At 72.8% G+C, this 26,329-nt stretch carries 20 protein-coding genes and 1 tRNA gene; 6 read left to right on the forward strand and 15 right to left on the reverse strand.

Annotated elements, in window-relative coordinates:
* Positions 1-63: 63 nt before the first annotated feature.
* The 8 genes from ABD234_RS08560 to ABD234_RS08595 form a co-directional block, all read right to left on the reverse strand.
* Positions 64-5,529 carry a S8 family serine peptidase gene (locus tag ABD234_RS08560; protein WP_344355251.1) on the reverse strand — a complete coding sequence of 1,822 codons (5,466 nt, stop codon included), beginning with the start codon at positions 5,527-5,529 and terminating at the stop codon, positions 64-66.
* Positions 5,530-5,810: 281 nt separating this feature from the next.
* Complete coding sequence (rplL, locus tag ABD234_RS08565; RefSeq protein ID WP_038371310.1) at positions 5,811-6,200, reverse strand: 50S ribosomal protein L7/L12; 390 nt, start codon at positions 6,198-6,200, stop codon at positions 5,811-5,813.
* Positions 6,201-6,351: 151 nt separating this feature from the next.
* Positions 6,352-6,867: a 50S ribosomal protein L10 gene (gene rplJ, locus ABD234_RS08570; RefSeq protein ID WP_038371308.1), complete on the reverse strand. Its 516-nt coding sequence runs from the start codon at positions 6,865-6,867 to the stop codon at positions 6,352-6,354.
* Positions 6,868-7,264: 397 nt separating this feature from the next.
* Complete coding sequence (gene rplA / locus ABD234_RS08575; protein WP_038371307.1) at positions 7,265-7,984, reverse strand: 50S ribosomal protein L1; 720 nt, start codon at positions 7,982-7,984, stop codon at positions 7,265-7,267.
* A 5-nt stretch (positions 7,985-7,989) separates the two neighbouring features.
* The gene (gene rplK, locus ABD234_RS08580) at positions 7,990-8,421 is read right to left on the reverse strand and encodes a 50S ribosomal protein L11 (protein ID WP_038371306.1); all 432 of its coding nucleotides are present in this window, start codon (positions 8,419-8,421) and stop codon (positions 7,990-7,992) included.
* Between the two features lie 91 nt (positions 8,422-8,512).
* Entirely contained in the window at positions 8,513-9,433 is a 921-nt protein-coding gene (nusG, locus tag ABD234_RS08585; protein ID WP_038371305.1) for a transcription termination/antitermination protein NusG, read from the reverse strand.
* Between the two features lie 80 nt (positions 9,434-9,513).
* Positions 9,514-9,780 carry a preprotein translocase subunit SecE gene (gene secE / locus ABD234_RS08590; RefSeq protein ID WP_038371304.1) on the reverse strand — a complete coding sequence of 89 codons (267 nt, stop codon included), beginning with the start codon at positions 9,778-9,780 and terminating at the stop codon, positions 9,514-9,516.
* A 63-nt stretch (positions 9,781-9,843) separates the two neighbouring features.
* A tRNA-Trp gene (locus ABD234_RS08595) sits at positions 9,844-9,916 on the reverse strand.
* Between the two features lie 236 nt (positions 9,917-10,152).
* Between ABD234_RS08595 and ABD234_RS08600 the strand changes: the two genes are divergently transcribed.
* On the forward strand, positions 10,153-11,382 hold the full coding sequence (locus tag ABD234_RS08600) for a pyridoxal phosphate-dependent aminotransferase (RefSeq protein WP_038371302.1): 1,230 nt from the start codon (positions 10,153-10,155) through the stop codon (positions 11,380-11,382).
* A gap of 59 nt (positions 11,383-11,441) precedes the next feature.
* Complete coding sequence (locus ABD234_RS08605; RefSeq protein WP_051486623.1) at positions 11,442-12,503, forward strand: adenosine deaminase; 1,062 nt, start codon at positions 11,442-11,444, stop codon at positions 12,501-12,503.
* 81 nt (positions 12,504-12,584) lie between these two features.
* Here the strand turns inward: ABD234_RS08605 and galK are convergent, their stop codons facing one another.
* On the reverse strand, positions 12,585-13,844 hold the full coding sequence (gene galK / locus ABD234_RS08610; RefSeq protein ID WP_051486607.1) for a galactokinase: 1,260 nt from the start codon (positions 13,842-13,844) through the stop codon (positions 12,585-12,587).
* An 18-nt stretch (positions 13,845-13,862) separates the two neighbouring features.
* A complete protein-coding gene (locus ABD234_RS08615; RefSeq protein ID WP_084148316.1) occupies positions 13,863-15,386 on the reverse strand; it encodes a threonine/serine exporter family protein in 1,524 nt (507 codons plus the stop codon).
* Positions 15,387-15,503: 117 nt separating this feature from the next.
* Between ABD234_RS08615 and ABD234_RS08620 the strand changes: the two genes are divergently transcribed.
* A complete protein-coding gene (locus ABD234_RS08620; protein ID WP_038371301.1) occupies positions 15,504-16,130 on the forward strand; it encodes a carbonic anhydrase in 627 nt (208 codons plus the stop codon).
* A 97-nt stretch (positions 16,131-16,227) separates the two neighbouring features.
* Here the strand turns inward: ABD234_RS08620 and ABD234_RS08625 are convergent, their stop codons facing one another.
* Complete coding sequence (locus ABD234_RS08625) at positions 16,228-16,518, reverse strand: DUF3017 domain-containing protein (protein WP_038371300.1); 291 nt, start codon at positions 16,516-16,518, stop codon at positions 16,228-16,230.
* A 120-nt stretch (positions 16,519-16,638) separates the two neighbouring features.
* Here ABD234_RS08625 and ABD234_RS08630 point away from each other — a divergent pair, with 120 nt between their 5' ends.
* Together ABD234_RS08630 and ABD234_RS08635 are read left to right on the forward strand one after the other, a co-directional pair.
* A complete protein-coding gene (locus tag ABD234_RS08630) occupies positions 16,639-18,153 on the forward strand; it encodes an aspartate ammonia-lyase (RefSeq protein ID WP_084148315.1) in 1,515 nt (504 codons plus the stop codon).
* A gap of 186 nt (positions 18,154-18,339) precedes the next feature.
* On the forward strand, positions 18,340-20,058 hold the full coding sequence (locus ABD234_RS08635; protein ID WP_038371299.1) for a polysaccharide deacetylase family protein: 1,719 nt from the start codon (positions 18,340-18,342) through the stop codon (positions 20,056-20,058).
* A gap of 162 nt (positions 20,059-20,220) precedes the next feature.
* Here the strand turns inward: ABD234_RS08635 and ppk2 are convergent, their stop codons facing one another.
* The 4 genes from ppk2 to ABD234_RS08655 form a co-directional block, all read right to left on the reverse strand.
* Positions 20,221-21,126, reverse strand: a complete 906-nt coding sequence (ppk2, locus tag ABD234_RS08640) for a polyphosphate kinase 2 (protein WP_038371298.1) — start codon at positions 21,124-21,126, stop codon at positions 20,221-20,223.
* A gap of 131 nt (positions 21,127-21,257) precedes the next feature.
* Positions 21,258-22,913: a bifunctional phosphoribosylaminoimidazolecarboxamide formyltransferase/IMP cyclohydrolase gene (purH, locus tag ABD234_RS08645; protein WP_051486606.1), complete on the reverse strand. Its 1,656-nt coding sequence runs from the start codon at positions 22,911-22,913 to the stop codon at positions 21,258-21,260.
* A gap of 65 nt (positions 22,914-22,978) precedes the next feature.
* Entirely contained in the window at positions 22,979-23,551 is a 573-nt protein-coding gene (purN, locus tag ABD234_RS08650) for a phosphoribosylglycinamide formyltransferase (RefSeq protein ID WP_051486622.1), read from the reverse strand.
* Between the two features lie 155 nt (positions 23,552-23,706).
* Positions 23,707-24,120 carry a hypothetical protein gene (locus tag ABD234_RS08655; RefSeq protein ID WP_038371295.1) on the reverse strand — a complete coding sequence of 138 codons (414 nt, stop codon included), beginning with the start codon at positions 24,118-24,120 and terminating at the stop codon, positions 23,707-23,709.
* A gap of 412 nt (positions 24,121-24,532) precedes the next feature.
* Between ABD234_RS08655 and ABD234_RS08660 the strand changes: the two genes are divergently transcribed.
* The gene (locus tag ABD234_RS08660; RefSeq protein WP_051486605.1) at positions 24,533-26,326 is read left to right on the forward strand and encodes an HNH endonuclease; all 1,794 of its coding nucleotides are present in this window, start codon (positions 24,533-24,535) and stop codon (positions 26,324-26,326) included.
* Positions 26,327-26,329: the final 3 nt, after the last annotated feature.

The following is a 26,329-nucleotide window of genomic DNA, read 5'->3' on the forward strand; positions in this document are numbered from 1 at the left end:
CACGGCCGAGCGCCGCGGCGAGGCGTACGCCTCCGCCGCGGCGCCGACAGTCCGATGCCCCTCTCAGCGGCGACGCCCGCGCAGGACGAGAGCAGCGCCCGCACCCAGCAGGAGCAGGGCGAGGATCACGACGCCGGCGACCTCGACGCCGGTGGTCACCAGGGACCCGGAGCCCTTCGCCCCGGCCGGCTCGCCGGCACCGCCCTGGCCGTTCCCAGCGCCGTTGCCGGCTCCGTTCCCGCTCCCGTGGCCGGATCCGTTCCCGTTGCCGTTCCCCGATCCGTTGCCGCTGCCGGCTCCGTCGCCGTTGCCGCCTCCGTTGCCGTTGCCGGATCCGTTCCCGCTGCCGTTCCCCGATCCGTTGCCGTGGCCCGGGCCGTTGCCGTTCCCGTTGCCATTCCCGGGGCCGCCGTCGCCGTCGTCCTCGGGCGGGGAGAGCACCAGATAGGTGGCACGGGAGGTGCCCGGGAAGGTCACCGTCCCGTCGGCCCAGGTCGCGTCGATCGTGACGCGGGTGCCGTCCTCGAGGACGCGCACGACGCGGGAGCCCTCCTGCGCCGGGAGCACGATCACGGCGTCCAGCGCGGCGAACTCCTCCCGGTTGGACAGGACCCAGGACGCTCCCCCGTCCACGTCCGAGCGCACGGCCGAGAGGGCGTCGTCGGAGCGGAAGGTCCCGGTCGCCGAGGCCGGGCCGTCCCGCAGGGTGACCTGGGCCAGGGTGATCGTCACCGTGACGGTGCGCTCGGCGCGGCCGCCGCCGGGGCCTGCGGCCAGGAGCGTCGCCGTGCTCTCCCCCTCGACGAGGACCGTCCCCGGGGCGAGGACGAGGCTCGCGCCGTCGACCGCCCCGCCGTCGGAGGCGACCGTGTAGGCGGCGAGGACCTGCTCGGCCAGCGCGGCCTGGTCGCCCAGCTGCTCGCGGTGGACCTCGAGCTCCACGGCGTCCGGGCCGGTGATCTCGATGGTCTCCACGACGGCGAAGGGCACCGTGCGGGCGGTGACGTTGCCGGCGAGGTCGGTGGACTCCACCGTCAGCGTGTGCGCGCCCGGCTCGAGGGCGGAGAGGTCCACCGCGGAGCTCAGCGTGTCCTGCTGCGCCCGCGTGGAGGCCCCGGTGGCCGTGGCGGCCTCCTCCATCTCGAGGTCGCGGACGTCGATCAGGGCGTCCTCGACGGAGATCTGCTCGGTCTGCAGGTCCGTCTGCTGGGAGTCGACGACCTCGCCGTCCACGCTCACGCGCAGCGTCGCGAGGTTCTCATCGGCCGCCGAGGCGGTGACCTCCTGCTCGGCCGGGACGGACTGGTCCGCGGCGAGGCCCTCCACCGTGACCTCGGGCGCCTCCGCGTCCAGGACGACGGGGATCGCGCCCAGCAGGGTGTTGCCGTTGGCGTCGGACATCTGCACCAGGATCACGTCGCCGTCGGCCACGGAGATGTCCTCGGAGAAGTCCCGCTGGTTGGACTCGGCGCCGAGGCCGGAGTCGTAGAAGACCTCGGTGACCGTCGAGTCGTTCAGGGCGAAGGCGTATCCCCACCCGTCGTCCGAGGCGGTGCCGGCGAAGCGCACCGTCTCCGAGGCGGTGAACAGCGTCCCGCCGTGCAGCACGGGCTCGTCGACCTGCAGGGTCGGGGCGACCACGTCGACGTACAGGGCGAGCCCCAGGTCCAGGACCGTCGTGCCCTGCTCGTCGCGGGCGGCGAGGCGCACATGGTTCTCGCCGGTGGTCACCGGGAGGTCGACGTGGAAGGTCCCGTCGGCGGCGATCGTCGCGGGACGCTCCTCGCCGCCGGTCCAGGCGCCGTCCTCGCCGACGGTGCGCGCGGTGGTGAGCACGACCTCGGTGATCCCCGGATCGACCTGGCCGCGCAGGGTGAAGGTCGTGCCGTCCTCGCTCACGTCCGGGCTGTCCCCCGCCACGAAGCAGGCTCGCTGGGCGAGCTGGCAGTCGAGGTTGGTCAGGACGAGCCCCGGCGGCTGGGGCAGGGCGCTCTCGCGCCCGGCGATCGGCAGGGCGAGCGTCCCGGTGCCTGCTCCGTCGCTCGCCGCCAGGACGATGACGGTCTGCTCCGGCGCGGGGGTGAGCGTCGCGGTGAAGGAGCCGTCGGCCTCGAGGGGCACCTCGGTGCCGTCGGCCGTGAGGCTCAGCGCAGCGCCGGCCCGCTCGTCCTGGACCGTGCCCTCGAGGACGACGTTGCCGTCCTCCCCCAGGGCGACGCGGCCCTGCGGGTCGAGGGTCCCCTCGGCGAGGGCGATCTGCGGGGGCGTCCCGTCGAAGGTGACGTCGACGGCGACCCGCGCGAGCTCGGTCCCGTCCGCGCCGCGGGCGATCGCCGCGATCTCCTGCTGGCCCTCGGCCAGCGGGACCTCGGCGACGAAGCGAGCGCCGTCCAGCGGGACATCGGCCCCGGCGACCTCGACCGTCGCGACGTCGGCGCTGACGTACCCGACCAGGGACAGGACCCCGTCGGTGACCAGATCGGACTGCTCGCCGATCACGGCGCCCTCGGCGCCGAGTGCCTGCCCGTCCGCCAGCACCAGGGCCTCGCCCGTCAGCACCGCGGTGGCGGTCCCGGTGTTCAGGCCGAGGTCCTGCGCGGTGACGGTGACGACCGCGGTCTGCTGCGGGTCCTCGACCTGGACCGTGTAGCGGCCCTCGCCCAGCTCGGTGACGGGAAGGCGGGTGCCGTCGGCGGCGGCCACCAGGGGCGCCTCGAGCAGGCCCGATCCCGCATCGGTGACCGTCAGCGGCAGGGTGGTCCCCTCGAGGCGGCCGATGGACACCTCCGGGGCGGTGGCGTCGACGCCGAAGGGCAGGTCGGTGACCTGCCAGTCCTGGTCCTCGGAGAGGCGGGCGCTGACGCGGTAGATGTACTCCCCGTCGGGGACGGGGACGAAGGTCGCCTGCTGCGGGTCCCAGACGGTGCCGTCGAAGGTCGCGCCGGTCCAGGTCAGGGCCTGCGGATCCGGCACGGCGATGTAGTCCGCCAGCAGCGTCCGGTAGACGGCCTGCTCCATGCCGAGGGTCTTCACGGGCGTGCCGTCGACGCGCAGGATCTCGTAGCGCACGTCCCCGGCGTTGCGCTGCAGGGCCAGCTGCGAGGAGATCGCGTCGAGCTGGCCGTCCCCGTTCGGGGACAGCCGCAGGCGGATGTCGCCGAGCTCCAGGGGGTAGGTCGCGCCGTCCGCGGAGCCGATGAGCTGGGTGGTCACGCCCAGGCCCTCGACGAGCTCCTCCCCGGCCGGGGTGAGGATCCGCTCGGCGTTCCAGTCCCCGACGAAGCCCAGGTAGGGGACGGCGAGATCGGGCTCGTCCGCGGTGGTCGCGGCCAGCTGCGCCCATCCGCCCACGAAGTGGTCGGCGCCGCCCTCGGGGGTGAGGGTGAAGGTGACCTCGGCGGTGCCGTGCGCGGGGACGGTGACGGCCGTGGCATCGGCCGTGAGGGTGCCGGCCGCGGCGCGCACGCCCGTCGGCGCTCCCGGCTCGTTCGTCTCCGCCAGGACCTGCTGCCCGGCGGGGATCTCGTAGGAGCGCTCGGCGTCCCCGGAGTTGGTGAGGGTGACGGTGAAGCTGCGCTCCCCCGTGATCTCGCGCAGGGCGACCGAGGGCCGGCCCTCGACCGTGCCCGTCACCTCGGTGTCCAGGGCACGGTCCACGCGGCCCAGGCCCGCGCCCACCTGGCGCGGCGAGTACGGCATGCCGTCGGCGTCCACCGGGATCTGCGCGGTGTTCATCAGCGCGGCGGTGGCGAGGTCGACCCGCTCCGGGCCCTCGGGCCCGGCCCCGCCGGCGGCCTGGTCCTCCAGCAGCAGGGCCATCATCCCGGCCACGTTCGGCGAGGCCATGGAGGTGCCGCTGCTGGTGCCGTAGGTGTCGTCGTTGTACGTCGAGTACACCGAGCCGCCGATCCCGGCGACATCGGGCTCGAAATCGAGCGTCGGCGTGGTGCCCCAGGAGGTGAAGGAGGAGGGCTGCAGCGCCGTGTCGAGCTCGGTCAGGGAGACGTCGTCGGTCACCCGCACCGTGGTCGGGCCGGCCGCGATGGCCTCCCGGATCGCCAGTCCCCCGGTCCGGGTGGTGACGACGCCCGGGATGGTGACGTCCTCGACGCCGGCCATGCCGAACAGCACGTCGCCGCCGGCGGCCGAGTTGAACACGACCACGCCCCCGGCCCCGTGCTCGATGGCCAGCTGGAACTTGGTCGAGAAGTCGATCTCGCCGCGCTCGATGAGGGCCCAGTCCCCGCCGAGGTCCTGACCGGCGGCGTAGTCCTGCTCGCGGCCGAGGCCGACGTCGACGATCGGGTGGTCGGCATCGTCGAGCGTCCCGGTCGCTGCGGCGTACGGGATCTCCTGGCCGTCGCCGGCCCCGCCGATGACGGCCACGAAGTCGGTGGCCACGGAGTTGTCGATCGACGCGACGGTCAGGGCGCTGCCCTGGCTGCCGGGGGCGCCGAGGGTGCCGTCGTCCAGGACGCCGAGGTAGTCGTCGTCCTCGCCGGTCAGCGAGAAGTTCTGCCCGTCGTTGCCGGCGGCGACGACGGTCACCACGCCCGCGTCCCGCGCGGCCTCGATCGCCCGGGCGGTGCCGTCGGAGGTGTTCTTGAACCCGTTCGGGGAGCCCAGGGACATGTTGATGACGTCCGCGTCGAGCTTCACGGAGTCCTCGATCGCGGCGATGATGTCGGAGTCGCGGGCTCCTCCCCCGCTGTTGGAGAAGACCTTCATCGCCAGCAGCTGCGCGTTGGGGGCGACGCCGTCCACGCGGCCGGTGGCCAGGACGTCGTCCGCCTCGTCGCCCTCGGAGCCGTTGGCGGCGGCGATGCCGGCCACGTGCATGCCGTGCTGGGACGAGGTCGTGTCCTTGATGACCATGTTCTCGTCGGCGTAGTTGTAGCCGGTGGGGACCTTGCAGGTGAACCCTGCCTCGGGCGCCGGGTCGATGCGCTGGATCTTCGCGGCGCCGCAGTCGTCCAGGCGCATGTCCTGGTGGCTCGGGTCGATGCCGGAGTCGATGATCGAGATGACGGTGCCGGTGCCGTCGGTGCCGTGGGCCTCGAATGCCGCCGGGACGCCCTCCAGCTGCCGGGCCGTGTGCTCGACCGGCTCGTACACCCGCTCCCTGCGCACCGAGGCCACCTGCGGCTGGGTCGACAGCGGCGCCAGCTGATCCACCGGCATCGACGCGGAGAACCCGTTGACCAGGTAGCCGAACTGGGCATCGACCTCGATGCCGTAGCGGTCCGCCCAGCTCGCCAGCAGCTCGTCCTGCACGGCGAGGTTGCTGCGCTCGGCGCTCTCGCTGGGGGTGCGGGGCTGGTCGCGGAGCATCACGACGACATCGACGCGCTCCGCGGAGGAATCGGCACCGGCGGCGCCGCCCTCGGTCCCCGGCAGGGCCGGAGCCGTCGTGCCCACGGGGTCGGGATCCTGCGGATCGGCGAGGGCGGCAGGGGCGCTGAGGCCCGTGACGGCGAGGAGGAGCGCGCTCGAGAGCACGCAGAATCTGCGGATGGAACGAGGGGTCACCGATGCTCCCGACTGGTTGTGACACGGGTCTCGGCAGACTATCGGTGATTCAGGGCCCGTACAGTCCCCGGTCAGCTCCCCTTCGGTCACGACCTGATAACACTGCCCTGCGCAGGCCCGTGATCGGATGTCTCCGCAGGCTCGCGCAGGTCCGGGAGGCTCGTCCAGGAATGCGGACGGGCCGCCCCGCAGAAGCGGGACGGCCCGTCACCGGATCGCTCCGGGAAAGCCGGGGGCGCAGGCGCCCCACGCCGCGGACCCGAGGGGCCGCGGCGGGCGGGTCACTTGATGGTGACGGTGGCGCCGGCGCCCTCGAGCTGCTCCTTGGCCTTCTCGGCCGCGTCCTTGGAGACCTTCTCGACGACGGCCTTGGGGGCGCCGTCCACGACCTCCTTGGCCTCCTTCAGACCGAGGGAGGTGAGGGCGCGCACCTCCTTGATGACGGCGATCTTGGCGCTGCCGGCGGACTCGAGGATGACGTCGAACTCATCCTTCTCCTCCTCGGCGGCAGCGGCGTCGCCGCCACCCGCGGCACCGGCCGCGGCAACCGCGACGGGAGCAGCGGCGGTCACATCGAAGACCTCCTCGAACTGCTTGATGAAGTCGGAGAGCTCGATGAGGGAGAGCTCCTTGAAAGCCTCGATCAGCTCGTCGTTGCTGAGCTTCGCCATGATGACGTTCCTTCCTGTTCAGGGCCCGATGTCCCTGGGGCTTGTGTGCGGCGCGGGCGCGCCTGGTCCTGCCGGTCCCTCCGCCGGGGCGGACGGGCCGAGTTCAGCGCTGACGCGCTGTGGGTGCGATGCGGGAGGTCCGAGCCGAGGCTCAGGCGTCCTGCTTCTCGCGCAGCGCGTCCACGGTGCGCACCGTCTTCGACAGCGGCGCCTGGAACACGGCGGCGGCCTTGGACAGGTTCGCCTTGAGGGCGCCTGCGGCCTTGGCCAGCAGCACCTCGCGGGACTCGAGGTCCGCGAGCTTCTTGACGTCGTCCTCGGTGAGGGTCTTGCCCTCGAAGAACCCGGACTTGACGACGAGCTGGTCGTTCTCCTTGGCGAAGTCACGCAGGGTCTTGGCCGGGGTGACCGGCTCGCCCTTGATGAAGGCGATGGCCGTGGGACCGGCCAGCTTGCCCTCGAACGCGTCGATGCCGGCCTCGCGGGCGGCGATCTCCGTGAGCGTGTTCTTCACCACGGCGTAGGTGGTATCGGCTCCCAGTGCACGACGCAGCGTCTTCAGCTGCTGCACGGAGAGACCGCGGTACTCGGTGAGCACCGCTGCGTCGGACTCACGGAACAGTTCCGTGAGCTCGGCAACGGCATCCACCTTCTCGGGCTTCGCCATGGCCCTCCTTCCAGAGGTCTCAGTCGCCGGCTGAGAGAAGCCCTGCGCAGAATCATGCACAACGACGAAAGAGCCCAGACGCGCAGGCGCCTGGGCTCCGATCGCAGCCGCATGGTGCCCCGGAGGGCACAGCGGACCGCGGGGGTCCTTGGGTCACCTGCGCAGGCGCTCCCGTACGGGAATCCTTCGGTCGCTCTCGGTGGCGAGGGCGACGACCGGCGGTCTTCGGTGGTTCCACAGTACCGGTCCGCGCACCCTCCGGTCCACGCGGTATCGCGCGGGATGCGTCACAGCCGGGCGGTCGGCGGCGGGCCGCGCACGGCAGCGCCCCGCCCACCGCAGGGGTGGACGGGGCGCTGCGCGGGGAACCGGCCGAGGACCGGATCGCTGACGGGGCTCAGGCCTCGTCGGTGTCCTCGGTGAGGTTGCGGGTGCGGTTGACATCGACGGGGATGCCGGGGCCCATGGTGGTGGACACCGTGATCTTGGTGATGTAGCGGCCCTTGGAGGAGGACGGCTTCAGTCGCAGGATCTCGTCGAGCGCCGCGACGTAGTTCTCCACCAGCTGCGTGTCGGTGAACGAGGTCTTGCCGACGATGTAGTGGAGGTTCGCCGCGCGATCGGTGCGGAACTCGATCTTGCCGCCCTTGATGTCGTTCACGGCCTTGGTCACGTCCATGGTGACCGTGCCGGTCTTCGGGTTCGGCATGAGGCCGCGCGGACCGAGGACTCGGCCGAGCTTGCCGACCTTGCCCATCAGGTTCGGGGTGGCCACGGCCGCGTCGAAGTCGGTCCAGCCGCCGGCGACCTTCTCGATGAGGTCGTCGTCGCCGACCTCGTCGGCGCCGGCCGCGAGGGCGGCCTCAGCCTGCGCGCCCACGGCGAAGACGATCACGCGGGCCGTCTTGCCGGTGCCGTTGGGCAGGTTGACGGTGCCGCGCACCATCTGGTCCGCCTTGCGGGGGTCGACGCCCAGGCGCATCGCGACCTCGACGGACGCGTCGAACTTCGCCGGGGAGGTCTTCTGAGCCAGACGCAGAGCGTCGAGCGGGGAGTACAGGCGGCCGTCCTCGATCTTGGCGGCGCCGTCCTTGTAAGCCTTGCTGCGGAATGCCATTGTCGTCAGTCCTCCACCGTGATGCCCATGGAACGAGCGGTGCCGGCGATGATCTTCGCCGCGGCATCCATGTCGTTCGCGTTCAGATCAGGCATCTTGGTCTCCGCGATCTCGCGGACCTGCGCCTGGGTGATCTTGCCGACCTTGTCGGTGTGCGGCGTGGCCGAGCCCTTCTGGAGGCCGGCGGCCTTCTTGATGAGCTCAGCGGCCGGCGGGGTCTTGGTGATGAACGTGAACGAGCGGTCCTCGTACACGGTGATCTCGACCGGGATGATGTTGCCGCGCTGATCCGCAGTGCGGTCGTTGTACGCCTTGACGAACTCCATCATGTTGACGCCGGCGGCGCCGAGTGCCGGACCCACGGGCGGCGCAGGGGTGGCCTGGCCGGCCTGGATCTGGAGCTTGATGATGCTCGCGATCTTCTTCTTGGGAGCCATTGCTCTTCCTCACTGTGTCGTGGTTCGGGCGGAGCTCATCAGTGCTCCTCCCACGGGTGGCGCCTCGCGGCGCCGGAGCGGGATGCTCCGATCAGATCTTGGCGACCTGGTCGAAGCCCAGCTCCACCGGGGTCTCGCGTCCGAAGATGGACACGAGGACCCGGAGCTTCTGGTGCACCGGATCGATCTCGGAGATCGACGCGGGCATGGTCTCGAACGGACCGTCCATGACGGTCACGGACTCGCCGATCTCGAACGCCGGCATCTTCTGCTCGGCCTTCTTCGCGGCGGCGGCCGACGAGGAGCGCTTCTTCTCCGGCAGCCCCACCGAGGGCGCCAGGAGCGAGTAGATCTCGTCGAAGTTCAGCGGGGTGGGGTCGGTCGCGTTGCCGACGAAGCCGGTGACGCCCGGGGTGTCCCGCACGACGCGCCAGGACTCATCGGTCAGGTCCATGCGGACCAGCACGTACCCGGGCACCCGCACGCGGCGGACGATCTTCTTCTGGCCGTTCTTGATCTCCGCGGCATCCTCCATCGGGACCTCGATCTGGAAGATGAACTCCTCCATGTTCTGGGTCTCGATGCGGGTCGTCAGCTGCGACTTCACACGGTTCTCGTGGCCGGAGTAGGAGTGCACGACGTACCACTCGCCCGGCGCGGAGCGCAGCTGGCGCTTCAGCGCGACGGTGGGGTCCTCGGGCTCGGGCTCCGCGGGGGCCTCGGCCGCGGCCTCGTCCTCGGGGGCGTCCGCCTCGTCGACGGGCAGCGCGTCGGTCTCCGAGGCGTCGGAGCCCTCGGCGGCGGGCGCCTCGGCGACGTCGGCTCCGGGCTGCTCGGAGAGCTCGGCCGTCTCGTCCTCGTCCGATGCGGACGCCTCGGCGCCGGCCTCGGTCTCGAGGTCCTCCGTCAGGAGGGACTGCTCATCGGCCGCCGGAGCGGACGACGAGAACGCAAGGGTGTCGTCGACGTCGTCGTAGGAGTCCTGGGAGTCAGTGGACTGCTCGTTCGCCACCGTGAACCTGCTTTCCTTGCGGCTGTGGATCGGAACCGGCCCCCTCGGGCCCGATCACGCCCGGCACGGAGGCGGAGGACTCAGAGTCCCTGATCCGGGACCACGAAGGTGAACCGGGCCAGCCAGCCGAAGGCGAAATCGAGGCCGAAGACCAGAAGGATCATCGCGAAGACGAAGCAGAGGACGGTGATCGAGTAGACGACCAGCTCCTTGCGCGTCGGGACGACGACCTTCTTGAGCTCGGCGATGACCTGACGGATGAACAGCCCGATCGCCAGGAAGGGATTCGAGGATCCCTCGCCCCGACCGCGCTCGGCGGTCTCAGGATGCTGCTGGCTGGCACTCACGTGTGGACTGTCCGATCTCGTCGTGGTCATCCGCATCCGGACGGGGCCACCCGACCGGACGAGCAGGGCAGACAGGGCTCGAACCTGCAACCTGCGGTTTTGGAGACCGCTGCGCTACCAATTGCGCCACTGCCCTACGCCGGACCGGAGTCCGGCACGGTCCAGGCGTCCCGGGGTCCCCGTCTCCGAGGCTCCCGACCCGCGCTGGGCCGACGACCAGCATACCCATGCCCGGCCGGGTGCGCGAATCACCCGGCCCCGGATCACGGCGCACATCACATCCGACGCCGGGCGGCGCGGCGCCCGGGAGGCCGGTCGGCGCCGGCGTGGAACGCCTGGCACGGGACCCTGTCCTCTGCGACGATAGTCCTCGTGACCGACAACGACGCATCCGCCAGCTCCCCCGCCGCCGCCCGCGTGTCCCGCCGCGTGGGCTCGATCTCCGAGTCCGCGACGCTCGCGGTCGATGCGAAGGCCAAGGCGCTCAAGGCCGCCGGCCGCCCGGTGATCGGCTTCGGCGCCGGCGAGCCGGACTTCCCCACCCCCGCTCACATCGTCGCCGCGGCGCAGGAGGCGGCGGCCGACCCCCGCAACCATCGCTACAGCCCTGCGGCGGGCCTGCCCGAGCTGCGCTCCGCGATCGCGGAGGCCACCGCGCGGATGGACGGGTACACCCCCGAGGTCTCGCAGATCCTCGTCACCAACGGCGGGAAGCAGGCCGTCTACCAGACCTTCGCGACGCTGCTGGACCCGGGCGACGAGGTCATCCTGCCGGCGCCCTACTGGACCACCTACCCCGAGGCGATCCGTCTGACCGGCGCGATCGAGGTGCCCGTGCTCGCCGGCGCGGACCAGGACTACCTGCCCACCCTGGACCAGCTCGAGGCCGCCCGCACCGATCGCACGAAGGCGATCCTGCTGTGCTCGCCCTCGAACCCGACGGGCTCGGTGATGAGCGCCGCCCAGGTCGAGGAGCTGGGCCGATGGGCCCTCGAGCACGGCATCTGGGTGATCTCGGACGAGATCTACCAGCACCTCACCTACGACGGCGTCCCCTTCACCTCGATCCTCTCCGTGGTGCCGGAGCTCGCGGACACCACGGTGCTGCTCAACGGCGTCGCCAAGACCTTCGCGATGACGGGCTGGCGGGTCGGCTGGATGATCGGCCCGAAGGACGTCGTCTCCGCGGCCGGGAACCTGCAGTCGCACCTGACCTCGAACGTCGCCAACGTCACCCAGCGCGCCGCGCTCGCGGCCCTGACCGGCCCGATGGACACGGTCGACGAGATGCGCGAGGCCTTCGACCGTCGTCGCCGCCTGATCGTCGAGAAGCTCTCCGCGATCGACGGGTTCACGGTCCCCACCCCGACGGGCGCCTTCTACGCCTTCCCGGATGTGAACGGGGTGCTGGGCCGGGAGATCCGCGGCACGCGCGTGGAGACCTCCGTCGACCTGGCGGCGGCCGTCCTCGAGCATGCCGAGGTCGCCGCGGTCCCGGGCGAGGCCTTCGGCGCTCCCGGGCACCTGCGCTTCTCCTACGCCCTGGCCGACGCGGACCTCGTCGAGGGCATCGACCGCCTGGCGGCCCTGCTGGCCGAGTGACCGGTCCCGGCCCCTCGGGCGCGCCCGCCGTCCCCGCGGGCGCCGTGCCTACGGGCGCCGTGCCTGCGGGCGACCGCCCGCAGGACGTCGCGGCGCCGGATGCGGGCCGGCGCGACGGCGGGCGGGATCTGGCCGCGCTCCCGAAGGCGCATCTGCACCTGCATTTCACGGGGTCGATGCGCATCGCGACGCTGCGCGAGCTCGCCGCCGCCCGCCGGCTGCGGCTGCCGGAGAGCCTCGTGGACGACAGGGCCCTGCACGTCGAGCCCACGCACCGGGGCTGGTTCCGCTTCCAGCGCCAGTACGACACGGCGCGCCAGGTCGTGGACTCCGAGGAGGCGATGCGCCGGATCGTGCGCGAGGCGGCCGAGGACGACGCCGCCGAGGGCTCGGGCCGTCTCGAGCTGCAGGTCGACCCGACCAGCTACGCCCCGCACGTCGGCGGGATCACCCCGGCGCTCGAGATCGTCCTGGACGAGGCGGCCGCGGCGGAGGCCGCGACCGGGGTCAGCATCGGCATCATCGTCGCGGCCTCCCGCACCCGCCATCCGCTGGACGCCCGGGCCCTGGCCCGTCTGGCCGTGCGCCATGCCGGGCCGGTGGTGGGCTTCGGCCTGTCCAACGACGAGCGCCGCGGCAGCACCGCCGACTTCGGGCCCGCCTTCCGGATCGCCCGCGACGGCGGCCTGGCCTCCTTCCCCCACGGCGGGGAGCTGCTCGGCCCCGCGCACGTGGCCGAGGCGATCACGCATCTGCGCCCGGACCGGCTGGGCCACGGCGTGCGCAGCGCGGAGGATCCGAGGGTGCTCGAGCAGGTGGTCGAGGCGGGCATCGGCCTGGAGGTGTGCCCCGCCTCCAACGCCTCGCTCGGCGTGATCCCCACCCCCGAGGACGTGCCGCTGCGGCGGCTGGTCGAGGCCGGGGCGCAGGTCGCGCTCGGCGCGGACGATCCGCTGCTGTTCGGCTCGCGGCTGCTGGACCAGTACCGCACGGCGCGGGCGATCGGCTTCGACGACGCCGAGCTGGCGGCCCTCGCCGCCAGCTCCATCCGGATCAGCCGGGCCGATGAGGCGACGAAGGCCCGCCTCCTCGCCGGCGTGGAGGCCTGGCTCGCGTCCTGAGCGGCCCCCGCCCCTCAGGAGTCGGCCTCAGCCCCCGCACCTCAGGCGTCGGCCTCGGCCCCCGCGCCTCAGCCGTCGGCCTCAGGCGTCGATGCCCGCCCCCGCCGAGGGCAGGGCCAGGAAGAACACCGGGGCCGTGAAGCCGTGCTCGGCGAAGGCCGCGGCGATCGCGGCGGCGACGGCCTCCGCCGCATCGGCCTCGACCAGGGCGATGGTCGAGCCGCCGAATCCGCCGCCGGTCATGCGAGCCCCGTGGGCTCCGGCGGCGCGGGCGGCGTCCACGGCGACGTCGAGCTGGGGCACGGTGACCTCGTAGTCCTCGCGCAGGGAGTCGTGGGAGGCGTTCAGCAGCGCGCCGAGCTCGACGACGTTCTCGCGCACGGACCCGGAGGCCAGCACCCGGTCGAACTCCCGCACCCGCTCGATCTCGGTGATGACGTGGCGGGCGCGGCGGCGGATCACCGGGTCCTCGATCCGGGCGAGGTGGTCCTCCAGACCGGCCGCGTCCACGTCCCGCAGGGTCGGCACCTCGAGCAGGCGCGCGGCGGTCTCGCTGTCGCGGCGCCGGGCGACGTACTCCCCGTCGACATGGGAGTGCTCGGCGCGGGTGTCCGTGATGAGCAGGGCGAGACCCTGGCCGGCGAGGTCCCACGGGACCGGCCGGGTGGAGACGTCGCGGCAGTCCAGCAGCAGCGCATGCCCCTCCTCGCACAGCACCGAGGCGGACTGGTCGAGCCCTCCGGTGGAGGCGCCGGCGAACTCCGTCTCGGCGCGGATCGAGGCCTGCACGCGCTCCAGCGGGGTCGTGCCGAGCCCCAGCAGGGAGTCGACCGCCTGCGCCACGGCGCACTCGAGGGAGGCGGAGCTCGACAGTCCCGCCCCGAGGGGGACGTAGCCGTCCACGACGATGTCCAGTCCCGCCCCGCGGGCGCCGTCGGTGCGGGCGATGACGTCCCCGAGCGCCCAGACCACCCCGGCGACGTATGCGGTCCAGCCTCCGGCGGCGGAGGGGTCGAGGTCCGCGACGGCGATCTCCTCGGTCCCCTCGGCCTGCGCCGAGCGCAGGCGCAGGATGCCGGTGTCGGTGCGCGAGGCGGCGACGAAGCAGCGGTGCGGGATCGCCATCGGCAGGCAGAGGCCGTCCTGGTAGTCGACGTGCTCGCCGATGATGTTCACGCGCCCCGGGGCGGAGAACACGCCCTCGGGGGCGGCGCCGAAGGTCTCCTCGAACAGCTCGCGCACGCGCCGCACGGCGGCGGCGCGCTCGGGCGCCGCGGACAGCAGGGCGGCGGCTCCCGAGGGGGCGTCCGGGGCGGGGGTGGTCACGGCGTCGTGGGTCATCGTCGTCCTTCCGGGACGTCAGGCGGGTCCAGGGCGGGACCCAGTATCTCCCGGGCGCCCGTGCGCGCGCGCGTCCGTCCCGCCGGACTGGGTCGGTACGGCGTGCTCGGGCGCCTCGAGGTCGAGGGCGTCGGCGATCTCCGGCGGGAGGCTGGCCATCTCCCCGGTCATGGTGGAGGGCTGGACGATCGGCTCGGTGACGCCGCGGCGCCGGTGGCGGCGGGGGCCGATGGACAGCCGGCGCCGGCGCAGCGTCGTGAACGGCGCGGAGATCACCGGGGTGAAGGACACCGCGGTGCGGGTCCGCGCGACGAACAGGCGGGCCGCCAGCAGCTGCCCGAGCACCGCGCCGCCGGCGATGGCGATGGCGATCTCCGCCGCCCCGAACAGCTCCAGGGCGCCGGCGACGACGTCGTCCCCGAGCCCGAGCAGACCGCGGTAGATGCGGCTGCCGGGCACCAGCGGGATCACCCCGGCCATGACGAACAGCAGCGCGGGCGCGCGCAGGCGCCGGGCGAGGACCACGGCGATCAGGCCCACGAACAGGGAGGCGGCGGCCACGGCCCAGACGCGATCCATGTCCAGGCCCGCGAGGGAGTGGGCGATCACGGCGGAGGCCGCCGCCACGCCCGCGATCCACGCCAGGCAGCGCACCGGCACATGGGTGCCCACGCCGTACCCGAGCCCCATCACGGCCCCGGAGACGGTGAGCATGAGCGCCGAGCCGAGGGTGACCGGCAGCGACCCGGTGATCGAGATGTCCGCGCCGACCCGGTCGGCCAGGAGCATGCCTCCGCGCACCCCGGCGACGACGCCGACGGTGAGCATGATCGTCTCGAGGATCCTGGCCGAGGCGGTCACGTACCAGCCGGTCACCGCGTCCTGCATGGCGCCGATCGACGTCAGCCCCGCCAGCAGCACGATGATGCAGGCGACGACGACGATCGAGGAGTTCACCCCGGGGTGCACGAAGGACACGGCGGTGGCCACGAGCACGCCGGCGAAGCCGCCGACGGCCTGGCCGTAGAACAGCGGCAGCCGCATCCGTGCGAGCCGGTCGCCGATCACGGTGAGCAGCCCGGCGGCGAGCGTCGCGGCGAGGATCACGAGGGTGTCGGCCCCGAAGCTGAGGGCCGCTCCCCCGCCCATCACCGCGAAGCCGGCGACCACCAGCGCGAAGGAGTAGTGCGGCTTCTCCTGGCCGATGGCGGCCGCCCGGGCGCGGGCCTCCTCCAGGGCCACCTCGCCGGAGATGTACCCCTCGGTGACCTCCTCGAAAGCGGTCAGGCGGGCGAAGTCCTGCACGCGGGTGCCGGCGGCACGGATCCTCGTGAACGGCGTGGACACGTCGTCGGGGAGGTACGAGATCGAGACCTCGTCGAAGGTGACCTGCACCGCGACGCTGCGCAGGCCGGCGGAGCTCGTGATGCGCAGCACCTGCGCGGTGACCTCGGAGGCCGCCGCGCCGTTGGTCAGCATGCCCTCTCCGATCCTCATCGCGAGGTCGAAGACGGCGTGCAGGCGGGCGATGTCGGTGGACACGGCTGGAATCGTGTCACACTGGATCGGCCGTCGCGAACCTGCCGGGCATCGCGTCCGCGCGCTGCGACGACCCGCCGAGAACCCGATTCCGGTCGAGACCTGGAGGATTCGCAGAACATGTCCCACCCCGCATCGCCCACGCCCCGCGAGGCCCTCGCCCGCCTGCTGGAGGGCAACGCCCGCTTCACCACCTCGCAGCCGCAGTACCCGAACGTCTCGGCGGAGCATCGCACGCGCCTGCGCGAGGGCCAGAGCCCCTTCGCCGTCGTGGTCGGCTGCTCCGATTCGCGCGTGAGCGTCGAGCTGCTGTTCGACCAGGGCTTCGGCGACCTCTTCGTGGTCCGCAACGCCGGGCACGTGCTGGGCCGCTCCACCCAGGCCTCGGTCGAGTTCGCCGTCTCCCAGCTGGGCGTCGGCGTCGTCTTCGTGCTGGGGCACGAGTCCTGCGGCGCGGTGGCCGGGACGGTGCAGTTCCTCGAGGAGGGCACCACGCTGCCCGGCGAGATGCCGCTGCTGGTCGAGCTGGTCCAGGAGCACCTGGACCCGAGCAGCCCGCGCCAGGACGCGGTGACCCGCCACGTCCGCGGCACCATCGAGGACCTGCTGGAGAAGTCCTCGCTCGTGCGCGAGGCGCGCGAGGCGGGCGAGATCGTCGTCGCCGGCGGCGTCTACGGGCTCGAGGACGGGCACGTCCAGCTGGTCTGGGAGGACACCTCGGCCCCGTCGGAGACCGCGGCCCGCTGAGATCCGGGATGCCCCTCGGCCCGGCACGGCCGGGCCGGGGGCATCGGCCGATCAGAGGCGGGGGCCATCGGCCGATCAGGTTGCGGGCATCGGCCGATCAGAGGTTGGGAGCCCCCGAGAGCGCCGCGAGGCCGATCGCGAGCACGGCGAGGACGGCGACGTCCGTCGCCCGGCCGCGCACGGCCACGGCCCCCATCGCCGTGGTCGGCAGCAGCGCACGCAGCAGGGCCAGCGCCCCGAGCAGTCCGGCCAGCAGCAGCCCTGCCGTCGGCGCCCGCCCCATCAGGCCCAGGACCACGGCCGCGACGAGCACGCACAGGGCGAGCACCAGGACCGCCTGCCGGCGCAGGGCGGCGCGCAGGGTGAAGGGGGATCGCTCGGCAGCCACGGGGACACCCTACGGCCCGCGGCCGGGCGCGCCCGGCACCGTCCCGGCGCGGGGCGACGACGCACTAGGCTGACCGCTGTCACCAGCGTCGTCGACAATCCCCACCAGGAGCCCTTCACGATGAGCACCCCCTCGTCTCCCGTCGCCGCCGTCCGCTCCGAGCACGATCTGCTCGGCGACCGCGACGTCCCCGCCGATGCCTACTTCGGCATCCAGACCCTCCGAGCCCAGGAGAACTTCCACATCTCGGGGGTCCCCCTCTCCCACTTCCCCCGGCTCATCGAGGCGCTGGCGCACGTCAAGCAGGCCGCGGCCATCGCCAACCGGCGCCTGGGCGCGCTGGACGCCGAGCGCGCCCACGCCATCGAGCAGGCCTGCGTCGAGATCGCCGGCGGCGCCCTGCACGAGCACTTCGTGGTCGACATGATCCAGGGCGGCGCCGGGACGAGCACCAACATGAACGCGAACGAGGTGATCGCGAACCGGGCGCTGGAGATCCTGGGCCACGAGAAGGGCCGCTACGAGCACCTCCACCCCAACAACCACGTCAACCTCGGCCAGTCCACCAACGACGTCTACCCGACCGCCGTGCGCCTGGCCATGATGCTGTCCTTCCCGGCGCTGGCCGAGGCGATGGACACCCTCATCCTCGCGCTGCGGGAGAAGTCCGCCGAGTTCTCGGACGTGCTGAAGATGGGCCGCACGCAGATGCAGGACGCGGTGCCGATGACCCTGGGCCAGGAGTTCGCGGCCTGGGCCACCACCATCGCCGAGGACGTCGAGCGCCTGACCCGCACCGCCCAGCTGTTCCGGGAGATCAACCTGGGCGCCACCGCCATCGGCACCGGGATCACCGCCGATCCGCGCTACGCCCAGATGGCCACGGCCGAGCTCTCCCGCATCACCGGCATGCCGTTCGTCGTCTCGGCCGACCTCGTGGAGGCGACCAGCGACACCGGCGCCTTCGTGACCTTCTCCGGGGTGCTCAAGCGCATCGCCGTGAAGATCTCCAAGATCTGCAACGACCTGCGCCTGCTGTCCTCTGGACCGCGCGCGGGCCTGGCGGAGATCACCCTGCCGGCCGTCCAGCCGGGCAGCTCGATCATGCCCGGCAAGGTCAACCCCGTCATCCCGGAGGTCGTCAACCAGGTCGCCTTCGAGGTGATCGGCAACGACCTCACGGTGACCTTCGCGGCCGAGGCCGGTCAGCTGCAGCTGAACGCCTTCGAACCGGTGATCTGCTTCAACATCCTCGAGTCCACCCAGGTGATGACCGCGGCGATGACGACCCTCGCCGAGCGCTGCATCCGCGGCATCACCGCCAACCGCGAGGTGCTGGACGGCTACGTGCGCAGCTCCATCGGCCTGGTCACCGCCCTGGTTCCGGTGATCGGCTACGCCTCGGCGACCGAGATCGCCCGCGCGGCCCTGGAGACGGGACGCCCCGTGGCGGACCTCGTCCTCGAGGCCGGCCTGCTGGACGAGGCGCACCTGCGCACCCTGCTGTCCCCGGAGTCGATGACCACCCCGCACCGGGCCACCCCCACCGGGACCATCCCCGTGGTCCACGATCCCGCCACGGAGTCCGGGGAGATGGCGCATCTCACGATCGACGATCCGGGGTCCACCGTCTGAGGCGGCGCCCCGGGCCTCCCCCGGCCCGTCCTCCGGCATCCCCAGGCGTGGCGCCCCGTGCCCCGGCCCGCGCGCAGGAGTAGCGTGGCGCTCGCCGGATGTCGATGCCGGGAGAGAAGGGGACGATTCGTGGAGCAGAACGCAGGGGGAGGCCGTCACGAGAGGGGCCCGTCGCGGCGGGGACTCGTGATCGGAGCGACCGGAGCGCTGGTCGTCGCCGGGGCGGCCGGGGCCGTCGGGGCCGGCGCGCTCATCAGCGGCCATGATCTGGGGCTCGGCGGGCTGCTGGGCGGCTCCGGCGGCGGCCCCAGCGACGGCGGCGGAGAGGGCGACCCCACCACCCCGCCCCCGCCGGACCCGGCCGGTGACCTGCGCGCCCTCGTCGCCGAGCTGCCGGACCAGGCCGCCCACGTGCCCGAGGCCGCCACGCTGGACCTCAACGGCGTGCTGCAGCGCGACATCGTCGTGCCGCTGGCCCCGGGGGCCCGCGGGCTGAACGAGGCCGTGGACATCTGCATCAACAAGCTCCTTCGCGAGGCGCTGTACGCCGGCGATCCCGCCGCGCTGAGCGTCGCCGGGCGCGTCGTGGCGGCGGGCCCCGGGATCCTCGGCGTGCTGCTGGACGTCACCGATGGGGCCGGCTCCTCGACCGCCCTGGTCTGGTACCGCGCCGAGGGCGACCGCGCCCTCGCCTCCCCCGCCCTGATCGAGTACGCGCAGTGGCACGCCTTCACCCAGCTCGTCGCGCAGGCGGGAGCGGAGGCCGGACTCGACGCCGATCCCCTCGCCGAGCAGCTCCAGCAGCAGCCGCGCCCCTGGGGCAACGGGCCCTCCCTGCTGCCGGCCGCGGACGGCTCGCTGCACGTGCTGTTCCCCGCCGCGAGCGTCGGCGGCACCCGGCAGGAGGCGCTGCTCACGCTGCCGGCCGCGAGCGCGGAGCCGCTGTGGTCGGAGGTCGGCCTGGCCGTCGCCCAGGTCGTCGCCTCCCCTGCCGACTTCGACCCTGCCGCCGTCTCCGTGCCCGGCGGCGACGAGGTCAAGGGCTCGAAGTACTGGGACCTTCCCGACGTCGTCACCGAGGCCCAGCCTGCGCGCGAGAGCGACGGGGCCGGTCCCGTCACCCAGCTCGCCCCGCTCAGCGGCCCGGGGGTGCGCCCCTCGACCGCCGTCGCCCCCGATGCGGGCCGCCTCGACGCGGTCGCCCTGACCTTCGACGACGGTCCCGCCCCGGATCTCAACGAGACGCTGCGGGAGGCGCTGCTGTCCGCGAAGCATGCGGCGACGTTCTTCATGATCGGCCAGTCCGTCGCCGATTGGCCGGACCTGGTCACCCAGACCTCGGCCGACGGCTACGAGATCGGCTCCCACTCCTGGTCGCACCCGCAGCTGACGCGTCTGGGCGCGGAGAAGCTCGCCGGGCAGCTGAGCCGTCCCGCCGAGAAGATCGCCGAGGCCACCGGCCGCAAGCCCTACGTCATGCGGCCGCCCTACGGGGCCCGGAACACCGAGACCGACCGCGCCTGCGGCGTCGAGGGCGAGAGCGTGCACATCTGGGACGTGGACACCCTGGACTGGCAGACGAAGAACCGGCAGAAGAACATCGACGCCGTGGTCAGCGGGACGCGGCGCGGCTCGATCATCCTCATGCACGAGATCCACCAGGCCTCGGTCGACGCGGTCCCGGAGATCCTCGACTGGTTCACCGAGCGCGGCATCACCACGCTGACCTGCGCGGAGCTCGGCCAGAACCAGATGTTCGCCGGGAAGCACTACATGGCGGGGCTGGTCGACGCCGAGACCGAGGAGCGCACCCCGAAGGTCGAGCCGGATCCCTCCGACGGCGGGGGCGAGTCCGGCGACACGGCCGGCGACACGTCCGGCGGCGCCGAGGACGGCGAGGGCTGAGCCTGCTGCGCCCGGGCCGGGCGATCGTGCCCGGGCCGCGCCCGGAACGGGGCGGCCGGGGCCCGGGCCCGGAGAGCACCCGCAGACAGGACGGGGCGGGACCGCGATCGGTCCCGCCCCGTCCTGTCTGCCCGTCTCAGCGGGCGCGTCCCGAGGGGACGCTCACTCGTCGGCCTCCTCGGCCTTGCCGCGCATGACCAGCCGCGGATCCGGGGTGCCCACGACCTCGTGGTCCTTGTCCTCGTACTCGAACTGCGAGAGGAAGTAGCGCATGGCGTTGATGCGGGCGCGCTTCTTGTCGTTGGAGCGGATGATGGTCCACGGGGAGAACTTCTTGTCCGTGCGGCGGAACATCTCCTCCTTCGCCTCGGTGTAGGACTCCCAGCGGTCGAGGGACTCGAGGTCCATCGGCGAGAGCTTCCACCGGCGCACCGGGTCCAGCTGGCGGATCGCGAAGCGCGTGCGCTGCTCCTTCTGCGACACCGAGAACCAGAACTTCGTGACGTGGATGCCGGAGTCGACGAGCATGCGCTCGAAGTGCGGCACCTGCGACATGAACGTCTCGTACTGCTCCGGGCTCGCGAAGCCCATCACCCGCTCCACCCCGGCGCGGTTGTACCAGGAGCGGTCGAACAGGACCATCTCCCCCGCCGTCGGCAGGTGCTGCACGTAGCGCTGGAAGTACCACTGCCCCCGTTCGCGGTCGCTGGGCTTGTTCAGCGCGACCACGCGCGCGGTGCGCGGGTTCAGGTGCTCCGTGAAGCGCTTGATGGTGCCGCCCTTGCCCGCGGCGTCCCGCCCCTCGAAGATGATGATGGCCTTCTGGTCGTTGTCCTCGAGCCAGTACTGGAACTTCAGCAGCTCGACCTGGAGCTTGTACTTCTCGAGCTCGTACACGTCGCGGTCCATCCGCGTGTCGTACGGGTACCCCTCCTGCCAGGTGTACACGGGATTGCCCTGCGGGTCGATGAGGTCGGGGTCCGGCGTGTGGCCGTCCTGGACCGAATAGCCCTCCTCGCGCAGATGCTCGATGTACTCCCGCAGGCTCGTGTTGTCCGGGATCTTCACTGCGCACACTCCTCGCATCCGGGTCGCGGGCGGACCGCTGTGCGGACCGCCCGCGACCATGTCATCGGCGTCAGACTACGGGGCGGAGATGTCGCCGAGGTGAACTCCGCGAAGGTCCCCGCCCGCGGGGATCAGTGCGCGAAGTGGCGCGTCCCCGTGAGGTACAGCGTCACCCCCGCGGCGCGGCAGGCCTCGATGACCTCCTCGTCGCGGATCGAGCCGCCGGGCTGCACGATCGCGCGCACGCCGGCGTCGATGAGGATCTGCGCCCCGTCGGCGAAGGGGAAGAACGCATCGGACGCCGCGACGGCGCCCCGGGCGCGCTCGGGCGCCTCCTCGCCCTCGGCGTGCTCGCCCAGGGAGTTCGCGCGCGAGACGGCCAGGCGGCAGGAGTCCAGGCGGTTGACCTGCCCCATGCCGATGCCGACGGCCGCGCCGTCCTTGGCCAGGAGGATCGCGTTGGACTTCACCGCGCGCACCGCGCGCCAGGCGAAGGCGAGGTCGACGAGGGTGGCCTCATCGGCCGCCTCCCCGGCGGCGAGCGTCCAGGCGCCGGGCTCGTCGCCCTCGGCGTCGATCGCATCGGCGTCCTGGATCAGGCTGCCGCCCCAGATCTCGCGGACCTCGACGGGGCGGCGGTAGGCGCCCTGGAGGCGGAGGATCCGCAGGTTCTTCTTGCTGCGCAGCAGCTCGAGCGCCTCATCCTCGTAGCCGGGCGCCAGGATGACCTCGGTGAACACGGGCTTGACCTGCTGGGCCATCGCGAGGGTGACGGTGCGGTTGGTGGCGATCACGCCGCCGTAGGCGGAGACCGGGTCGGTGCCGTGGGCGCGGGCATGGGCCAGGGCGATGTCCTCGCCCTCGGGGGCCACGGCGATGCCGCAGGGGTTGTTGTGCTTGATCACGGCCACGCAGGGCAGCTCGTGGTCGTAGGCGGCGCGCACCGCGGCATCGGCGTCGACGTAGTTGTTGTAGCTCATGGCCTTGCCGCCGAGCTGCTCGGCGCCGGCGATGCCGGGCTCGTCCTCGTCGGAGACGGCGACGCGGGCCCGCTGGTGGGGGTTCTCGCCGTAGCGGAGGCTGCGCAGCCCGACGGACTCGGCGTCCTCGTCGCTCATGTCCAGGATGTACGTCTCCGGGTCGAGGTCCTCCTCGTCCTGGTCCTCGGCGTCGGCGACCGGCAGGTCGAGCTCCTGGAGCTGCTCGAGCATCCAGTCGCTGATCGCGGAGTCGTACTCGGCGGTGCGGGTGAACGCCACCGCGGCCAGCTCCTGGCGCTCGTCCAGGCTGAACCCGCCGGCCACCACGGCCTCGGCGGCGGTGCGGTAGTCCTCGGGATCGACCACCACGGCGACGGAGGCGAAGTTCTTCGCGGCGCCGCGCACCATCGACGGGCCGCCGATGTCGATCTTCTCGATGATCTCGGCGAAGGTGCCGCCGGCGGCGACGGTCTCCTCGAAGGGGTACAGGTTCACGACGACCAGGTCGAAGGGCGCGATGCCGTGCTGCTCGAGCTGGGCGACGTGGTCCTCCAGGCGGCGGTCGGCGAGGATGCCGCCGTGGACCTTGGGGTGCAGGGTCTTCACGCGCCCGTCGAGCATCTCCGGGAAGCCGGTCACGGCGGCGACGTCGACGACGTCGATCCCCTGCTCGCGGATGGTCGCGGCGGTGGAGCCGGTCGAGACGATCTCGACGCCGGCATCGGCCAGCGCGCGGGCCAGCTCGGGCAGTCCGGTCTTGTCGTACACGGAGACGAGGGCGCGGCGGATGGGCTGCTTGTCGGTCACGATGCTCCTTGGGTGAGGCGGTTCGGCGGGTCGGTCGGCACGGGCGGGCGGTGCGGCGGGATCGGTCAGCGGGGCCGGGTGAGATCGGCGACGACGTCGACGAGCATGCGGCGCTCGAGCACCTTGATGCGCTCGTGGAGGGAGGCCTCGTCGTCCTCGGGCAGCACCTCGAGCGCGGCCTGCGCCAGGATCCGGCCGGTGTCGACGCCGGCGTCGACCTCGATCACGGAGGCCCCGGTCACCTTCACGCCGTAGGCGAGGGCGTCGCGCACGCCATGGGCCCCGGGGAAGGACGGCAGCAGCGCGGGGTGGGTGTTGATGATGCGGCCGGGGTGCGCCTCGAGCACGGCGGGGCCCAGCAGCTTCATGAACCCGGCGAGCACCACCAGCTGCGGCGCGTACCGGGAGATCGCCGCGGCGAGAGCTCCATCCCAGGCCTCCCGGTCGGGGAAGTCGCCGAGCCGGACGATCTCGGCGGGGATGCCGGCGGAGGTCGCGTGCGCGAGGCCCGCCGCCTCCCTGTCGGCGATCACGCCGACGATCTCGAAGCTGCTGTCGCCCGTGCGGGACGCCTCCAGCAGGGCAGCGAGGTTGCTGCCGGTTCCGGAGATGAGGACGACGACGGGTACAGGTGCCACGCTCTCCACAGTAATCCAGGGCCCGGTCACCGGGCCCGGATGGCCGATGGGCGGGCGGGCCCGTCCCGAGGCGTGGATGCTGCGGCGCCGAGGCGTGGACGCCTCCGTGCGGAAGGTCGCGTCGTGGACTCGGCCCACGACCGCGCGCAGAGGGCTCAGCCGCCGACGAGGCGTCCGATCCAGCCCGAGACCGACTGCTGCGCCTGCTGCTCGCACTCCGCGCGCGCCTGCTCGGTGATCGCGCTCTGGCGGCACTCCTGCATCTCGACCATCGGCTGGTAGAAGATCGCGCTGGTCAGCGACGACAGCAGCATCATGCCGACGGCGGGCAGGCCGAAGACCAGAGCGATCACAGCGGTCGTGCGGCGGCCCTCGCGCCAGCCGCGGATCGCCACCAGCACGAGGAAGACCCCGGCCACGAGCCCGGTCACCCCGGCCAGCAGCGCGTACGGCAGCGGGGACATCATCAGCACCCAGGAGGCGAGAAGGCTGATCGTCAGCCCTCCCAGCGCGCGGCGGTACGCGGTGGCGGAGGCGGACGGTTCGGGCGCCGGTTTCGAGGAGGTCACCCGGCCATTGTGCCCTGCGCTCCTGGGGCGGACCCGGGACGGCGACCCGGCGACCGCCCGCGGCGCGGGGCCCTGCGCGGTACACCGGTCCCCCCGGCGGGGCTCCTCTCCCTGACCTCGGTACGGCCGATGGCGCCGGGGGCGGCGTTCTCCTGCACGCCTCGACTGCACCGACTGCACATTCCCGCAAGGAGAGATATGTGCAGCCCAAGACATTCTCGCAATACGGTCGATGCTTGTCACTTCTTCACAATAGATCGGGGGGATCTTCGCCGGTTCTCTGCGCGACGGAACCGGCCCCAGCATGCACGGACCGACTCCGCTTCTCCTCCCCACACCCGCCTTGTCCACAATTCCCAGGAGTTTTCCTCTGAGGCTTGTGGGCGGGCCCGGAAAGGAGGACAATGGACCCATGTACCGCTCCAGCGTCGCCGAGGTTCCGGATTCCGGGAAGACCCGCTCCGGGGATTCCTCGGCGCCCTCGGGTGCGGAGGGCGATGCCCTGCACCGGGCCGCCCAGGCTGTCGCGGCGCTGGATGCCTCCCCGGGGGCGCGGGACGTGCTCGGCGCGGTCCTGACCACCGTCCTCGCCGCCTTCGCCCGGACGCCCGGGGTGCACGATCCCCTGCCGGACACGGCGCCGGGCTCCCCGCAGGAGGCGCTCGCGGTGGTCGGGGGCCTCAGCACCCTCTCCTCGGGGCTCGCGGCGCTCGAGGCCCGGTGGCAGACCACCGCCGCCCGTCGCATCCGCGAGGCCGATGCCGAGCGCGGCGTCGCCCGTGCGCGCCAGGGCGCCGGCGCGGCCCAGGAGCTCGCGCTGGCCCGTCGGGTCTCCCCGGCGGCGTCCTCCTTCTCCCTCGCCGCCTCCCAGCGGCTCGTGACCCAGATGCCGCGGACCCTGAGCGCGCTCGCCGACGGGCGCTGCACGCAGCGGCAGGTCCGGGCGATCTGCCGCGGCGTCTCCCGTCTCGCTCCGGAGGCCTGCCAGCAGGTCGACGAGCAGATCCCGGCCCTCCTGCCCCGCCTCGACGGGATGGGCGAGGACCGGATCACCGCGCTGGTCTCCGAGCTGGTCCAGGAGCTCGCGCCCGAGGGGGCGCGGTTCCGGGCGGCGAGCGCCGCCCGAGGGCGCGGCGTGAGCATGTCACGGCGCGAGGACGGCATGGCCGCGGTGAGCGTCCGGATGCGGGCGGTGGACGCCTCCGCCGTCATGACCGCGCTGCGCGCCGAGGCCGAGTCCCGCCGCGCCGCAGGCTCCACGTACGGGGTCCGCGCCCTCGAGGCCGACGTCCTCGTCGAGTCCGTGCTGGGCCACGTCGCCTCGCTGGGCACCGGTGCCGGCTCCCATCGCCTCGACGTCGGCGTCGAGATCACCGACCGCGCCCTCTTCGATCCCCACGACATGACCTCCACCGCGCGCCTGGAGGGCTACGGAAGCATCCCGGCGCACATCATCCGCGACACCCTGCTCGGCCGGCCTCCCGGCACCTTCGACTCCGACCCGGACCGGGTGCTGGACGGACAGGCCGATGCGATCTTCCGCCGCCTGTACACGCATCCGGCCACCGGCGAGCTCATCGCCATGGAGTCCGTCGGCCGCACGTTCACCTGCGGGCTGGCGCGCATGATCCGGCGACGCGACGCCACCTGCCGGATGCCCTGGTGCAACGCGCAGGTGCAGCACCTCGACCACGTCGAGGAGCACTCCCGCGGCGGCCCCACCAGCTTCGCCAACGGCCAGGGCCTCTGCGCACGGTGCAACCTGCTCAAGGAGCAGGGGCACTGGACCGTGCGCCCTTCCGACGGCGCGATCATCCTCGGGCCGGCCGCGACTGCCGCCGCAGCGGAGGGCTCCTCGACCGCGTCCGTGTGCTCTCCCGTCCCCTCGCTGGCGCCCGGCGACCCGGCTCCGCCCTGCGGGGCTCCGCCCGACGCGGAGCGTCCCTCGGCCGATCCCCCGGCGGAGCAGATCGAGGACGGCGCCGTGCCGCAGCGGCTCTTCCTGGACCGGCGGCCGGGGACGATGATCACCTGGCAGAGCCCGCACGGGGCGATCGGGCAGTCCGCCTCACCGCGCCTGCGCCCGCCGGTGTCGCGGCCGCGGACCCCGTCCATGCGGCCGCCCGGGGAGCGATCGGATCCGGGCCCGGAGACCGGACCTCACGGGACGCAGGAGCTCCCGCCGGGAGCCGAGCCCCCGTCCTGATCG

The organism is Brachybacterium phenoliresistens (assembly GCF_039530785.1).
GTDB lineage: Bacteria > Actinomycetota > Actinomycetes > Actinomycetales > Dermabacteraceae > Brachybacterium > Brachybacterium phenoliresistens.

Coding starts and splice junctions, on each gene's coding strand:
- rplL (WP_038371310.1), bottom strand. CDS start 6,200: ATGGCGAAGCTCAGCAACGACGAGCTGATCGAGGCTTTCAAGGAGCTC.
- rplJ (WP_038371308.1), bottom strand. CDS start 6,867: ATGGCGAAGCCCGAGAAGGTGGATGCCGTTGCCGAGCTCACGGAACTG.
- rplA (WP_038371307.1), bottom strand. CDS start 7,984: ATGGCATTCCGCAGCAAGGCTTACAAGGACGGCGCCGCCAAGATCGAG.
- rplK (WP_038371306.1), bottom strand. CDS start 8,421: ATGGCTCCCAAGAAGAAGATCGCGAGCATCATCAAGCTCCAGATCCAG.
- galK (WP_051486607.1), bottom strand. CDS start 13,844: ATGACCCACGACGCCGTGACCACCCCCGCCCCGGACGCCCCCTCGGGA.
- ABD234_RS08620 (WP_038371301.1), top strand. CDS start 15,504: ATGTCCCACCCCGCATCGCCCACGCCCCGCGAGGCCCTCGCCCGCCTG.
- ABD234_RS08630 (WP_084148315.1), top strand. CDS start 16,639: ATGAGCACCCCCTCGTCTCCCGTCGCCGCCGTCCGCTCCGAGCACGAT.
- ABD234_RS08660 (WP_051486605.1), top strand. CDS start 24,533: ATGTACCGCTCCAGCGTCGCCGAGGTTCCGGATTCCGGGAAGACCCGC.